The sequence below is a fragment of the Acetobacter nitrogenifigens DSM 23921 = NBRC 105050 genome (assembly GCF_000429165.1).
In the GTDB taxonomy this organism is placed as follows: Bacteria; Pseudomonadota; Alphaproteobacteria; order Acetobacterales; family Acetobacteraceae; genus Acetobacter; species Acetobacter nitrogenifigens.
In genome coordinates, this window is sequence record NZ_AUBI01000030.1 from 1 (window position 1) to 14,825 (window position 14,825).

A 14,825-nucleotide genomic window follows, 5' to 3' on the forward strand; every position below is an offset into this window, starting at 1 on the left:
TCGGCGATCGCGCCGCCGTGGCACGTCTCGCCGCCGACATCCAGGACGCGACCGGCGACAACGTCACACTCGCCTATGTCGATCAGGGCTATACCGGCGCAGTCGCGGCCGACGCCGCTGCCGCCGAAGGCATTGCCCTGCATGTGGTCAAGCTGCCAGAAGCCAAGCGAGGCTTTGTCCTGCTGCCGCGTCGCTGGGTCGTGGAGCGATCCTTTGCCTGGGCCACGCGCTGTCGCAGGCTGGTCAAGGACTACGAAAGATACGCGGCCACGCTCGCAGGATTCCACGTCATCGCATTCGTCGGATACATGCTCAAACATCCCGCACAGATGATCCAATGTGCATAACACCCTCTAGATAGGTGATTAATCACATCGTCTTTCATGTATGGAAGGTTGGATCGATCGATAGTTCGATTAAAGATTGTGTGTCGGATAAATTTTTCATACTTCAAGTCACAGAGACCGAGGGTCCTATGAGACGGTCCCTCGCGCAGTGCGGCAAGTGCCAGAATTAAAACTCTGCTGAAACTGTACCGTAAAATTCCCGAGGTGCGGCTACAAACAAATTGTAATTATCGTCTCCGGAGATGCCGGCGCTGCCTGTGATACCGCCGATATAATTTTTATTGAAAAGATTAGTTATTCCAAAATTGGTTTTTATATTTTTAGTGAATCCAAGTTTACCGAAGTTGTATCCTAAGCCGAGACTGGCAAGCCAATAGGCCGGAACTTTCTCGTCGTTTAAAAATGTGATTGGGCGCGATCCTATGTAGTTGACGTTAAAATTGAACGTCGCTTGACGCCACATGTAGGTCAAATCTGCTTTGTACATAAATTTTGGGTAATAAACCTGCTTTTTACCTTTCAGGCTGTAAGTTGATCCCGCATAATTAATAGATCTGGTTTGATACTGAGCATCAGCCCAGCTGAAACTGTTGGTGATAGAAAGTCCCTTGAAGGGGCGGACTGTACCTTGAATGTCCGCCCCGTTGACCGTTTCTCTTCCAACATTCAAATAAGCGGTATAAGCATTGCTGGTGGTGCCTTCTGTGATGGTCGCTAGTCTATTGTAATAATCGGTATGATAGAAATCCACCGATCCTGAGAAGAAGTTTGAATTATATCTGTATCCCACGACATAGTTCCAGGTTCTTTCTGGACGAAGTTTGTTTTTATTTGCATCAAATACGTCTTGAGCAGTCTGCCCCGCTGCGCTGGTGCCTAGGCCACCCCAAGGTCCTCCGCTCGTTTGTGTTTTAAAGTCGTATGCTCGGAGATTTTCAGCAATGTCCCAGTAAAATTCGTGGTGAGTCAAAAATACGTAATCGAAATTGAAATGCGGCAAAAACGCAGATGAGGCAGTCATTGTGCCGTTCACCGGGTGGCGATAATAAGGGTTCCAGCCTTCAGCCTCAAGCTCCGCAGTGTAGTCCGCTTTCGTTCCCCCGTGAGTTGTTTGAGTGAGTGACTTAAAGCCCGCGAGCAGATTCATGCCGGGAATAATAGTCCATCGGTCCTGAAGGAAAAACTGAAAAGTATTCGTATTAAACGAATCATCGTACCACGTATGGGCTTGGTTTTGTTTGAAGTCTGAATTAGAATTGTGGCCTTCGTTTTCATAGTCTTCGTATAAGCGATACGCGTCGCGCCAATAGTTGTTTTCATACCAGACCCCCGTTTCGATGTGATTGTGGTGGGGGGCCTCGATAGAAAATTTTTGAGTGAAACCTAGTCGGCGGCTAAAGTAGTGCGGCATTCCGAGGGCCATAGGGACCCCGCTAACTGTGCCGTCCGCCAGCAGGCTTACAGCGCCCGCACTGGGGGAAGTGACAAAGTTGTTTGTGTATCCAGATGTGCCGCTACCAATTCCGGCGTAAGCTATCGTATCTGACGTGATGTTTTTAAATAAATCGAAATGACCATTTATATATGAAAGGTATGTTCTCTGTATCTGTGAGCCATCCCAGACATAGTTGGCGATATCGTCATTCGAAAGGACGCCCTGGTAACCAGGGGGGACATCCGAAGTATATTGTGCGTAGTAAGCCCATAATTTAGCTTTCTCGTAATCAGGTTTTAGAAAGGTCGCGTCTCGGCCCATTTTTCTCCAGGTATTGAGGTTCATAGGCATGTAATTTGCCTGGGTAAAATTTCCGTATCCGAAGAATGCGGTGATTTTCCCAGTATCGCCGACTGGTTGCACAACCTTTGCGTCTGCCTGTAATTCGCTCTGGTAGCCGACACCCTTCCAGAGGTTGCTTTTGGTACGAGCGAACGAAGCGTAAAACTTTGTTCCTGTTGAGTTGAGAATTCCACTATCTACGCGACCATAGGTGCGAAATGCATTAAAACTTCCAAATGTCTGGCTTATTTTGCCGCCGGCTTTATCCTGGGGGTCGCGGGATACGTATGATATGGCGCCTCCCAGATTTTGAGCGGAGAACATATCGAGCGCACCTGCGCCTTGCGACATGCTCATGCCGCCGATATCATCCTGTATGATTGCCTGCGTAATAGCGACGCCGTTGGAGTTGAGGTAACCTTGCCCGCCGAGAGGCATCCCATCAAGACTCGCGCCGATTTGGTCCTGCGTGAAGCCACGCATATAAAGATTATTTGCCCAAGTATCGAGACCGAACGCATCCGTAGAGGTGAAGTTTACTCCGGGTGTGGTCTGCGCAAGAATTTGCATCGGATTTGTGCCCGAAACAAATTGATCCATGGTTGCACGAGTTATCGCCACCTCAGCGCCGTGGGTTCTTACCCGACTTCCATGGACCCCAAGAGTTTCAGCGTCGCTGGACTCTATGCCACGCCGATGCTGGTTAGAGGCTCTTTTTTCGCTCTTTTGCGAGGATTTTGTCGAGGAATTCGCTGCGTGATTTGATTGTCTATATTTTTTTGAAATTCTTTTTTCGTGTTGTGAGCTTTCTTCCGCCCATGACGGAGTAAACGGGGTTGTTGCGAGCAGAAGGGTGCTTAACATTATTAGAGAGGAAAGGCGCGAATCTCTCATACTTGATGACTCCGGCTATGCTATATATAAAAATATCAACGCATATTTTTGATATATCGTGACGATTTTCCGCTTGCGCGACTGTTTCGATATCGAGTTAAAAATGATCGACGTGACCCTGTCAACTCCGACCGCTCGAGATTGAGCGCCAGGATCAGCGGGTTGTTGCTGCGACTGGATTCGACGCCTGACGGACCGAGTCGGTGTATCGCGGTGGCGGGCGATGCTTTTTTGGTTGGCCGGGATTGATCGTCCGCAGTGGTTCGTTGAAATGGGGCGGCATAAATAGATGGCCCTGAGGGGCTTAAAAAGTTGATTTTTTGCATGCGTCTGTAACAACGCGCCCCAAAAACAGATAGTTTGTGTCGAGTTATATTTGTGCGCGTTATCCATACGATTGGTACGGGACAATTTTTCTGTTTTGGGCTGTCTAAACTACCGTGAGAGTAGGGGGGCGGCACCCTAATATGTCGTTGCATGAGGTTGACATATATTCCGAAATCGGAATATTGCTATAACGAATCATATTCGTGACTGCATTCTGTTCATTGGTTTCGGATCAGAATCGGTGACGGACTTAGAAAGCATTCCGTATAATCCGGTGAGAGGCCACTTTGGGATGATCGTTTCGCCTTCCACTGCCAGCGGTAGCTGGCGGTTTTTCTCACCACTGGGTCGGGTGCGGAAAGTTTCCAAAGTTAGCTTTTGTGCGACGCTTCTTCTTGGCTCATTCTCTGTGCTCGCAGGTGGCGCGCATGCGGCTGATAAATCAGTTGACCCTGCTGACTGGACCGAGATCGACGTCGGAATTCCGGTAACTGACAAGTTGACCACGCAGCGGTGTGGCGGTTGTCACACGCCGGATGCGAAGGGGAACTTGTCCCGTATCTCCTGGACCAGAGCGACGCCGGAAGGTTGGGCTCAGACGCTCAAGCGAATGGTGAAGCTCAACGGGCTGTCGATCACGCCCGATGAGGCGAGATCTGTCGTCAAATATCTTTCGTCCTCGCATGGTCTTGCGCCAGAAGAGGCCAAGCCGGTTATGTATTTCGCGGAGAGGCGGATTCAGGACGAAACGATCATCCCGAACGACGTGCTGCACCAAGCCTGCGCAAGCTGTCACGCATTCGCTCAGCCGATGTCCTCTCGCCGAAGCCATCGTGAGTGGGCCCTTCTACAGAATATGCACAAAGCGCTATATGCGACCGCGCAACGGGCCTATGAGACGCCTGCGGCGGGCGGTGCACATGACGGTGGAGCGAAAGCAGAAACCCAGGCTCAGGTCGCGCTCGAGTGGCTAACAAAAAATGCCCCGTTGCATACGCCTGAGTGGGCTGCGTGGAGTCCTTCCATGCGTGCTCCGATTTTGACTGGCAAATGGTTCGTGAGCGCGGCGTTTGGTGGGCATGGGCGATTTGTGGGTGAGATGGATCTTGTGGCGAAGGCTGCAGGTTCCGACGAGTTTACCTCGACGACTACATTGAAATCTCTTGATGACGGTAAGGTCGTGACTCGCAAGGGGGTTGGGCTTGTATATGCAGGATACTCCTGGCGAGGGACGTCGCAAGGAGAGGGTGGGGACGCTGCGCGGCCAGACGATATTGCCGACAAGATGCGGGAGACTATGTGGTTCGAGCCTGATCAGGCGAAGTCCGTGGGGCGTTGGTACTGGGGCGAGTATCATGAATTTGGTCTGGATGTGACGCTGACACGCGAGACGGGCGCGCCAATGGTCGGGGCGGTGTGGCCTAACGCCCTCAAGTCCGGCGTTACGGGCGCGCAGGTGCATCTCTATGGAGCAGCCTTGCCAGCGTCGCTTTCCCCTGGGGATGTGGATTTTGGCAGTGGGATCACTGTCAGGAAAGTGGCCTCACTTTCGTCGGGTGAAGTCGTTGCTACCGTAGATGTCGGGACAACGGCGGTGGCCGGGAGTCGTAGCGTCGTTGTGCATGGCGCAATGCTGCCAAAGGCGCTTACGGTATATTCGAGAATAGACTACATCAAGGTGTCGCCTGACACGGCTCTGGCCCATTTGGGTGGCATAAAATATGGCAAAGGATATCAGCAATTCGCTGCGACGGGTTGGTCGGCGGGGTCGGACGGAAAGCCCGGCAATGCAGATGATTTTCCGATACGATCCGTTCCTGTTTCGTGGTCGCTCGCTGAATTCCCGACAGTCACCTACGACGACGACGTCCATTTCGTCGGGAAACTCGATCCGACGAGTGGTCTCTTTACGCCAAATGTCGAGGGGCCGGATACGCAACGTCGGTTTATGAGAAACAATTACGGTGAAGTCTGGGTCGTCGCCACGGCGAAGGACGAAAAAGACGCCGCAGGAAAGCCCCTTGTTGGGCGCAGTTATCTCGTCACCACTGTGCCAGCTTACAAGCGTTGGGACCAGCCGGAGGTTTCAGAATGAACGTCATCCGTCATCAGGACGCGTTTTCTACCTCGACGCGTTACCGCCGCGGCGAACTGCATGAATTCGAGGCGGGTGGAAATGATTTTATCTACCTTGTTGCCGCGGGCGCCATTTTTGCGCTGGATGAGGCGGCGCGAACTGTTCTTGCAAACATCGCAGACGAGGGTGTTGAGCATGGGGCGCTCGTTGCGGCTCTTTGTAATCAAGGTCACCAACGGCAAGACGCAGAAGACCTTATTCGTGAATTGTTGTTAGTGCAGGGCATTGTCACGGACGCCCCGGCCGCGCGTCAATTTTCTTCGCCCGAAGCGCCGCCGACGGATTTTCCGCTTCAGGCGTTGGTTTTGAACATCACAAGCCAATGTAACCTTGCGTGCACATATTGTTATGAATTCGGTTCTGACAAAATCGCGACCCCGCAAGGCAAGCCCAAGTTTATGACGTTGCAGACCGCGAAGACGTCGGTCGATTTTCTTCTGGAGCAGTCAGCGGCCCGGAAGGCTGTGCATCTAACGTTTTTCGGCGGCGAAACGTTGATGAACTTTCGGCTGCTGCGCGACGTGGTTCTTTATGCGGAAAACCAGGCGCAGCAAAGCGGCAAGGCAGTTACGTTCAGTCTGACGACGAATGCGACATTATTGAACGACGAAATTATCGATTTTCTGTCGGATCATCATGTTGGCGTCACAGTCAGCATGGACGGTCCACCGGATCTGCAGAACAAGCATCGTGTATTTAAAAACGGCAAAGGGTCCTATGACGTCATTGAGCCGCGGTTACGAAAACTTATAGATCGCCACAAATCGCGAGCTATAACTGCACGCGTCACGCTTACGGATGGCGTTACGGACGTCGTGCGAATCTTTAGGCACCTGAAAGACGATTTGGGTTTCCACGAAGTTGGCTTTGCCCCGGTGACAAGCTCGGAGAAGCAGGATTATTCAATATCAGATCCTGATATGAACGCGGTTTTGCGAGGGTTTCACGATCTCGCCGACGAATGGCTGGACTATGCGTTGCGCGGCCAGATGCATGGATTCTCCAATGTCTCGGAGACTATAGGTGAGTTGACGCAAGGTGTTAACAAATCTCATCCGTGCGGCGCCGGTCTTGGTCTGCTGGGAGTGAGCCCGTCCGGGGATCTGTCTCCGTGCCACCGTTTTACCGATGCGGACAGTCACACGCTGGGCAACATCAACAGTGGAATCGACGCTGAAAAGCGGGGCGATTTTCTGGCGCGTGGTCATATAGGCACGAAATACGATTGCCAGACTTGCTGGGCGCGTCCTCTTTGCGCCGGAGGGTGCCACCACGAAGCGTTCGTGCGCTATGGAGACACAGGGCACGCTAATCTGCACTACTGTGACTGGATTCGCGAATGGACGGACACATGCCTGAAAATATACGGAGTTCTTGCGATCCAAAAACCCGAATTTCTTGAGCGATTCGCAGAACGGAAACCCATGACATGAAGCACCTGAAGCCCCTGAACCGAAAAGCTCGCAGGATCGACGACCTGGTTGCTTCTACGGACGAAGATTTTGTCGCCTTGCAGCAGACAACGCCGCCGCCGCGGCCCCATGTGCCAATGGGATGTACGCTCTCCTTCTCTCCGGGGTGGGAGGTGGATGCCGGCGGCGGCACGGCGGGGCTGTGCCAGCCCGTGGAGCGGGATATCTACGACTGCTATGTCACGTGCTTCTGGCCGGTTCAGGTTCCGGATCATGTAAATTATTCGCCGGATTGGGCCAGTAACTGTGCGTCAGCGACTAAAGACTGGCGGAATCTTGATATTGTTTTCCCATAAGTCGGTAATTCTCATTCGTTCCTTCTTAATACAGTGCGCCGGGAGTTCGAGCCCGTGTCTCCTTGAGGAAGATCTTGCATCATGAATATTCCCGGCATTCGAAGCGTCATCGTGTTGCTTGCGACGGCCTTAGGAACACAGGCGAGTGCGGCTACGGTGGTTCTGGGGGGGTATCCGGACCAAATTCAATTCATTGACGATTCGACAGGGCATGTCGTGCAGAAAGTGACGATGGAAACGGGGTTGCCATCAAATATTCAGTTATCAGCGGATCAAAGCAAAATTTACGTCATGACGCTGACCTCCTCGGGGTTCGAGGTGCTTGACGCCAAGACCCATAAGGTTGTGAACCATTTCACTTTAAATACGCCTACATTGAAGTATCGCTTCCTCGGGGGAGTTGCTGATCCGGCGGGACGATATTTTTATACATTGGGATGGCGCATTGACAAACTCAATGATCGATTTCGCTTCGGTAAACCGCAGTACATTGTCGTCGACCTGAAGGAGCATAAAGTCTCTCAGGCGGTTGACGTGTCGGATGAAGATGGGTCGGGAAACAGGCGTCCGTCTTTTGGAGTTTCGCCCGACGGAAAGATTTTCTACATCTTTGATAAACAAGTAAGGGTTGTAGATACGCATGATATGAAGGTCACCAAGCGGATTGACCTTGCGAAACCGGATCCGGCATGGAAGCAGGATATCAATATAGGGACGGCGATCAGTACACTGGGTAATGCATCACAATACGTTTCGCTGTTCATGTCTCAAGATCCTTACATTCACAACAAAACCTTTGGCGTCGGGCGCTTTGATCTCACCAACGCGACGTACAAGTTCGATCCTATCGGCGCTGCGCCTAATTCAGTTGAAGGGCTGCAAGTGACGCCTGATGGAAAGGACGGATATACGGTCGTCGAAAATGGAGAATATGGGAACCAGCGGTGTGAATTCTGGCACTATGACCTTTCGGCCAACATCGCTGTGGGACATACTGAATTTCCGTGCAGACGCCGTTTTTATTTTGGGATGTCCAGGAACGGAAAGAAACTATATATATACGGCGCGGGTTATGATGTCGCAGTTTACGACGCCAAGACGCTTAAGCCCGAAACGGATTGGGAGTTGGGGAACGACATCACGATGGCTGGTATAATAAATTTGCCCTGATGTCTGACGATAGCTGCCCACCGACGTCGGTTCCGCAGGCGCATATGCAGGTGCTGCTGCAAGGCGATGGCATTGCGTCGAGGTGTTGCGCTAATCTGCTCGCGCGTATCGGAATTCCTGCGTTTTCGCGCGCCCCTCAAGCGACCAGTGGTCCAGCTGTAATGTTGGGCGAAGCAGCCATAAGGTTGCTTGGTGATTGCCTCGGCAGACCGTTTGAGCCGATGGGCGGCATGCGAATCTCCAGAAGAATTGTTGCGTGGGGGGGGAGGGGGGCGGTCTCGGTGCCACACAGTGGCGTTACGTTTGGGGCGGGAGAACTAAGCAGGCAACTGCCGCCTGTTCAAAGCATAAAGGAACCGTTGGCCGGAGAAGTTTTTTCTGTTCGTTCCGATGCGGCGGGAGCGAATGCGGCACTGAAATATTTCGGAAGACGTTCCGGGTCGGCGGCGTTAGTCCGACTTTTAAGGGCGGATGAGAATGACGCATGCTGGATCGAGGCGCTGGATCACGGGTGGTTGTTTTTGATACCCACCAGCCTCGGCGGAGGCTGGTTGTTGGGGGTTGGCGGCGAGCTGCCCGAGCTTGTTTGCCAAAGTCGGTATATTTCTCAAAGAGTTGAGATTATTTCGCAAAAAAGGGAGATTTTTGAAACTGCGCCAAGGATGTTGACTCAGCTTTCTGGCCCTGGATGGTTGGCGTGCGGCGCAAATGCAATCGCATTTGATCCTCTTTGCGGCGATGGTGCGGGGCAGGCGGCACGCGAGGCCATTTTGGGGGCCGCAGTGATTCAGGCGGTGACGGAACGTCGGCAGTCGAGGTATGAGCAGGCGGCGGTTCTGCTGCATTATCACTCTATGTTGTTGGCTTCGATGCGCCGTCACTTGCGTATATGTGCGCAATTTTATCACACCGGAGGCAAGACCGGGTGGTGGCGGGAACAGGTCGAAACGCTTGCAGCCGGATTCGAATGGTGCACAGAGCGTCTGGCTGAACTAAGCGAGCCGCAATATGAACTTCATGGTTTGCGGCTTTATCCAAGAGCGCGTGCGGCATGAACGCGCCTGCGTCCGTCGCGCGATGGAGTAGCTACGGCCTCCTGCTGCCTTTCATGCGTCGCTACATCGCGCCTCTTGCGTTTGTCATCATGGTTAGTCTGGCGGCGACGGGGCTGGGGCTGGCCCAGCCGTGGCTGTCGAGGCTGATGATCGACAAGGCGCTTATTCCCCACGATGCAGGCTTTCTGGTTCGCATAGCCGTCGCTATGGTTGTAGTTGCGATTGTCGGTTATGGTTTGAATATACTCGCAAGTTATTGTTATGTGTCGACCTCGGCTTCTATGTTGTTCGATATTCGTGTAGCGCTGTTGAGGCATCTTCAAACTTTATCTCCGCGTTTCTATAGCACATTTCGGTTGGGGGATCTGATGTCGCGCTTGAACAGCGATGTCAGCGATATTCAACGCGTCACTGCCGATACACTGCTGTCGATTGTAAGCAACGTTATGACGTTGTGCGGCTGCGTGGCGATTATGCTCTGGCTGAATTGGGGCATGTTTCTCATCAGTGTGGTTCTTTTGCCAGCATGCGTGTTGATTTTCATAAAATATCAGAAACGGCTTACGATTCTGACGCGTGAGATGCGCGAACGCGGCGCTGATCTCGGCAGCATGCTGGTCGAGAGTATATTGGGTATGCGGGCTATCACCGCCCTAAATGCCAGCAATGCAGAAATTCTTAAGTTCGAAAAGCGTAACTCGGCTTTTGTGTCGTCGATGCTGAGAATGCAGGTCGTCTCATTTATGGCTGGCGCCGTGCCGGGAACTTTGTTGACAATCACTACGTCCGGCATAGTGATCTATGGCGGGCTTCTGGTTTTTGCGGGAAAAATGACTATAGGCACTCTCGTTGCCTTCATGAGCTATCAAACGCGTCTCTTTGGGCCAATACAGGTGCTTATGGGTTTGGCGTCCGGGCTTAGTTCAGCTCGAGTGTCTTTGGCGCGAGTTGAAGAACTACTCAACACCCCGCCGGATGTGACGGAACGGCCGACTGCGGTTCATCTGAACGGAATCAGAAAGGAACTTCGACTCCAGGGAGTCTCATTGCGTCACGGCGCAAGAGAAATTCTGCAGGATATCAATCTCGTTATTCCTCAGGGCATGTTTTGCGTGGTCCTTGGCCCCAGCGGAGTTGGAAAGTCCAGTCTGGCGGATCTTCTCGTTCGTAATCTGGATCCGGATCGCGGGACAGTTTCTGTGGATGGCGTTGATTTGCGTGATTTGCGGCTTGGAGATCTGCGAAGAGAGATTTTGCTGGTCGACCAGTCGCCGCATATCTTCAACGATACGATCGCCGCAAATATTGCTTTTGGTCAAAGTGAGGCGACTTCCGAAGACGTGTCCAGAGCCGCGCGCCTTGCTGGTCTGCAGGCTCTTGCCGAACGGTTGCCCATGGGGCTCCAGACCCAGACCGGTGAGCGTGGTCTGGCTCTCTCGGCTGGCGAGCGTCAACGTGTCGCCCTGGCGCGCGCGCTGCTGCGGAATCCTGCTGTTTTAATCCTTGATGAGCCTACCGCAGCGCTGGATGGCCAGACGGAGGAGTTCGTGGCGAATAGCTTGCGACGGGCGCTTCCGAGCGCCACGTTCATAGTTATCACGCATCGCCCTGTTCTGGCTGAGCGGGCTGACATGGTCGTTATGATCGAAGACGGGCGAATTCAGCTCAAAAGAAGCGTTGAGACGCTTGATGCATGACCCTGCGCCCCATAGGGAAGTCGGAGGGTCAATGCGAACCGGAGCAGGTATCCGAATTGCCGTCATTGATAGCGGGGTGCAGTCGTCGCACCCGCATATCGATGCAACTCGACTATGTCGTGGTGTCGGTGTGCTCCCAGATGGCGGAGTTGAGTCCGGTTCGGGCTCGACTGTTGATCAGCTGGGCCACGGAACAGCTGTCATGGCGGCAATCCAGGAGAAGGCGCCGGACGCTTTGTGCGTGCCTATTCGGGTATTCAGAACTGCATTACGCACCAGCGCGGCTGCTTTAGTGAGCGCAATTCGCTGGGCGGTGTCGGAGGATGTTGACCTCATCAATCTTAGCCTCGGATCGCTTAATCCAGCGCATGAGGCGGTGTTGGCTCTAGCCGTTCGGGAGGCCCGGGAGGGCGGTGTGACAGTGATTTCGGCGGCAGAGGCGGGAGGCTGTGCATGTTACCCTGGCGCATTGCCGTCGGTTATCGGCGTCACGCTGGATTGGGATATTCCGCGATCTCGTTATCAGGCCATGCAAGCGGAGGAGAAATTGACGGTCGCTGCGTCTGGATATCCGCGCCCGATTCCTGGGGTTCCCTCACGACGTAATCTGCATGGCGTAAGCTTCGCAGTGGCTCAGGTTACCGGCTTCGCGGCGTTGATCGCAGAGGGGAGTTCCGTTTCGCGCGATTTTTGCGCTCTACGAAAGGGTTTCATGGCAGGGGCTGCAATCTCCGGAAATTGAGCGAATAGCTGAAAAAATACCGCTAATATAAGAGGGTAATAGTGTTACTGTGTGATGGTGCGGTGCATTTTTTTCGCGCCATGACTTTCTGTCAACCTGCTGCTATCGCGGATAAAGTATGATTGCTCCGCTTGTTCATAAGGCCGGCGACGTTCTGGGCAACTTTTCCCGCCGTCGTTTTTTAGTGAGCGGGGGCCTTCTTCTGGCATTCGCCGATTTATCGCGCATGGGCGTTTCAATTGCGGCCGCATCGGATACGCCAGCGCGAAGTAATACACAAATTGGCGGCTTCGTTCGGATATCGTCGGACAACGAGATCGCGCTTATCGTGCCGAATATTGAGATGGGGCAAGGTATTTACACGGCGGAGGCGATGCTGATTGCTGAAGAGCTGGAGGTGAATCCCGACAGAATTACGGTTCTGACTGCATTGCCGCAGGATGTCACAGATATGACGCCCCCGCTTTTGAGATCACTTTCTACCGGCGGTTCGCGGTCTATTCGAAAAAGCTGGACCCCGCTGCGGCAGGCAGGTGCGGCGGCGCGTCTGATGTTGATTTCTGCAGCAGCAGACAAGTGGAACGTAAGTGTGGATAGTTTGATCGTAGAGAATGGAACGATCAAGAATCCTGCCAACAATGAAATCGCCACGTACGGCGCCCTTGCCGTAGACGCGGTTCGCCAGCCGGTGCCTGCCACAGTCAAGTTGAAGTCCCCGACGGCCTGGAAGTTGGTGGGGCAATCGATCCCACGGATCGATATTCCAGATAAACTTAATGGCCACGCTGTCTTTGGCATCGACGTTCGCGTTCCTGACATGGTGTATGGCGCCGTTATGGGATGCCCGTTTCTGGGAGGGAGCGTCGTTCGATTTGATGACCGCGCCGCGAGAGCGATTCCGGGCGTGCTGGACATTCTCTCCATAGGCTCCGCCATTGCCGTCATAGCGAGAAAGTACTGGATAGCACGCAAGGGGCTCGCCGCTCTTGATGTGACGTGGAGCGCGGAAAAATATGCGCATCTCTCCACTGGCGACGTCCTCGCCTCTATAAAAAGCGCCGCCGATCACGTTGCGCCGGTCACTGCGCGCGACGACCGTAAGGCCGATATGGGTCAAATTTCAGGAAAAAAGATAGATAGCGCCTATGAATCGCCGTTTCTCGCCCATGCTGCGATGGAGCCCCTGAACGCGACAGTTCATGTTCACTCTGAAGGTTGCGACGTATGGATGGGGACGCAGGTCCCCACGCGAGCACGGCAGGCGGTCGCTGCCGTAACCGGCATTCCTGAGAAGAACGTGGCGATACATAACCACATGATCGGAGGAAGTTTCGGGCGGCGACTGGCGACCGACTTTCTCGAACAGGCAGCGAAATTCGCGTGCAAAACTCAAATGCCGGTCAAGTTTATCTGGAGCCGTGAAGAAGACATCCGACAGGACCTCTTTCGCCCCGCTTACTATGACCGTGTGAGTGCGACGCTTGGGGCGGATGGCCTGCCTCTGGTCTGGACGCATCATGTGAGTGGCCCGTCGGTGATGGACAGATTCACGCCTGGGGGGCTCCCCGTGGGGAAGCTTGATCACGATGCGGTCGCGGGGGCTGCTAACACACCATACGAACTGCCGAATATGCACGTAATCTGGACCCGGGCGGACACGCCTGTTCCGGTGAGTTGGTGGCGAGGCGTTGGCCCTGCGCATAATGTCTATGTTGTTGAGAGCTTTATTGACGAACTGGCATTTGAGGCAGGCATAGATCCAATCGTTTATAGGAAACGCCTGCTGAAGAATAACCCGAGGTCGGTCGCTGTTCTTGATCTTGCAGCCGAGAAGAGCGGCTGGAACAGCGATATGCCTGAAGGTGTTGGACGCGGCGTGGCGCTGCATAATGCGTTCGGCACTCACTGCGCGGTGGTGGCGGAAGTTACAATAGAGCCGACAAAGGCAATAAAAATCTCGAAGGTGACGGCTGTTGTGGACTGCGGAATGGCCGTGAATCCAGACACGCTCGTCGCTCAGATCGAAGGTGGGCTGCTTTTTGGATTTACGGCTGCACTTTATGGGGAAGTTACTTTGGAGGGTGGGAGAATAGATCAAAGTAATTTTCATAATTATCGCTTGATGAGAATTAATGAAGCCCCTCATGTTGAAGTGCATATTGTGAACAGTGGAGAGGAGCCTGGGGGGATAGGAGAGGTTGGGACTGCCGCAGCCTTTCCGGCATTAAGCAATGCCCTTTTTTCCGCCACAAAAGAAAGATATAGAAAATATCCATTTAAAATAAAATGAAGGTATGGCGGTCAATCGGTGCGGTGGGCGCAGCTTTTTTTGTGGCCCCAATGCAGCGACCCTCTCCCTACAAGGATATGCCGTTGCGGGTGATCTATCCCCGCCAACATGCCGGTGAATGGCAGCGTCGCCGAGGTATCTATAAAATTTCACGTAAATAGCGGGATACGTAAGGAATGTCCGGGAGGCGAGCGACAAAATAGCGGTCAGTGGACACGTCGATATCGACAAAATGCAGTCTTGTTATGACATTGGAGATCGACGGATGTCACTAGGGTCTGTTAGGTCTTGAGATGATCTGCTGTTGCAGCGATGCAGATGACAGCCATGAAGGACGTAGCGGTTTTCTCATACCGCGTGGCGACTGCTCTCCACTCCTTGAGGCGTGCCCACAGGTTTTCCACCAGATGTCGGTGCCGATAGGCCCATTTCGGGCAGGCTACTTGCGGTTCGTTGCGTTTTGTCGGGATGACCGGGCGTGAACCCCTGTCCCATAAGGCCTCTCGAAACTGGTTCGAGGCATAGCCCCGATCGCAGACGACGTAGCGCGGGGCGTGCGGCAATGCGTCAAGGAGGGCCATGGCCGAGGGAAGTTCATGGGCCTGACCTGGTGTCAGGGTG

11 protein-coding genes are annotated in these 14,825 nt (G+C 53.4%); 9 read left to right on the forward strand and 2 right to left on the reverse strand.

Translation table 11 applies throughout. From position 1 onward, the window contains the following. Positions 1-347 (forward strand): IS5/IS1182 family transposase (locus G442_RS0118010; protein ID WP_026399087.1); only part of this gene is annotated, 347 nt, incomplete at its 5' end. A gap of 166 nt (positions 348-513) precedes the next feature. Here the strand turns inward: G442_RS0118010 and G442_RS0118015 are convergent. Continuing rightward, positions 514-3,018, reverse strand: coding sequence for a TonB-dependent receptor domain-containing protein (locus G442_RS0118015; RefSeq protein WP_146882637.1), 2,505 nt, complete (start codon positions 3,016-3,018; stop codon positions 514-516). Positions 3,019-3,637: 619 nt separating this feature from the next. Here G442_RS0118015 and peaA point away from each other — a divergent pair. From peaA to G442_RS0118055, 8 genes are all read left to right on the forward strand, one after another. Continuing rightward, the gene (gene peaA / locus G442_RS0118020; RefSeq protein WP_084440705.1) at positions 3,638-5,440 is read left to right on the forward strand and encodes a quinohemoprotein amine dehydrogenase subunit alpha; all 1,803 of its coding nucleotides are present in this window, start codon (positions 3,638-3,640) and stop codon (positions 5,438-5,440) included. Beyond that, positions 5,437-6,915, forward strand: coding sequence for a quinohemoprotein amine dehydrogenase maturation protein (gene peaB, locus G442_RS0118025; protein WP_051292520.1), 1,479 nt, complete (start codon positions 5,437-5,439; stop codon positions 6,913-6,915). The genes peaA and peaB overlap by 4 nt, the downstream gene beginning before the upstream one ends. Then, the gene (gene qhpC, locus G442_RS0118030) at positions 6,912-7,250 is read left to right on the forward strand and encodes a quinohemoprotein amine dehydrogenase subunit gamma (RefSeq protein WP_026399091.1); all 339 of its coding nucleotides are present in this window, start codon (positions 6,912-6,914) and stop codon (positions 7,248-7,250) included. The genes peaB and qhpC overlap by 4 nt, the downstream gene beginning before the upstream one ends. A gap of 81 nt (positions 7,251-7,331) precedes the next feature. Next, on the forward strand, positions 7,332-8,420 hold the full coding sequence (locus G442_RS0118035) for a YncE family protein (protein ID WP_051292521.1): 1,089 nt from the start codon (positions 7,332-7,334) through the stop codon (positions 8,418-8,420). Positions 8,421-8,779: 359 nt separating this feature from the next. Continuing rightward, complete coding sequence (locus G442_RS0118040; protein WP_051292522.1) at positions 8,780-9,475, forward strand: hypothetical protein; 696 nt, start codon at positions 8,780-8,782, stop codon at positions 9,473-9,475. Between the two features lie 89 nt (positions 9,476-9,564). Beyond that, positions 9,565-11,172 carry an ABC transporter ATP-binding protein gene (locus G442_RS0118045; RefSeq protein ID WP_246789534.1) on the forward strand — a complete coding sequence of 536 codons (1,608 nt, stop codon included), beginning with the start codon at positions 9,565-9,567 and terminating at the stop codon, positions 11,170-11,172. 31 nt (positions 11,173-11,203) lie between these two features. Next, positions 11,204-11,914 (forward strand): subtilisin-like serine protease QhpE, encoded by a 711-nt coding sequence (qhpE, locus tag G442_RS23295; protein WP_084440706.1) that lies wholly within the window; start codon positions 11,204-11,206, stop codon positions 11,912-11,914. Between the two features lie 118 nt (positions 11,915-12,032). Then, on the forward strand, positions 12,033-14,204 hold the full coding sequence (locus tag G442_RS0118055; protein ID WP_035376903.1) for a xanthine dehydrogenase family protein molybdopterin-binding subunit: 2,172 nt from the start codon (positions 12,033-12,035) through the stop codon (positions 14,202-14,204). A 281-nt stretch (positions 14,205-14,485) separates the two neighbouring features. On the opposite strand, the gene G442_RS0118060 is transcribed toward G442_RS0118055, so the two are convergent. Beyond that, on the reverse strand, positions 14,486-14,825 hold a 340-nt coding region (locus G442_RS0118060), incomplete at its 5' end, for an IS5/IS1182 family transposase (RefSeq protein WP_026399096.1).

Coding starts and splice junctions, on each gene's coding strand:
- qhpC (WP_026399091.1), top strand. CDS start 6,912: ATGAAGCACCTGAAGCCCCTGAACCGAAAAGCTCGCAGGATCGACGAC.
- peaA (WP_084440705.1), top strand. CDS start 3,638: ATGATCGTTTCGCCTTCCACTGCCAGCGGTAGCTGGCGGTTTTTCTCA.
- qhpE (WP_084440706.1), top strand. CDS start 11,204: ATGCGAACCGGAGCAGGTATCCGAATTGCCGTCATTGATAGCGGGGTG.
- peaB (WP_051292520.1), top strand. CDS start 5,437: ATGAACGTCATCCGTCATCAGGACGCGTTTTCTACCTCGACGCGTTAC.
- G442_RS0118055 (WP_035376903.1), top strand. CDS start 12,033: ATGATTGCTCCGCTTGTTCATAAGGCCGGCGACGTTCTGGGCAACTTT.
- G442_RS0118045 (WP_246789534.1), top strand. CDS start 9,565: ATGGTTAGTCTGGCGGCGACGGGGCTGGGGCTGGCCCAGCCGTGGCTG.
- G442_RS0118015 (WP_146882637.1), bottom strand. CDS start 3,018: ATGAGAGATTCGCGCCTTTCCTCTCTAATAATGTTAAGCACCCTTCTG.
- G442_RS0118035 (WP_051292521.1), top strand. CDS start 7,332: ATGAATATTCCCGGCATTCGAAGCGTCATCGTGTTGCTTGCGACGGCC.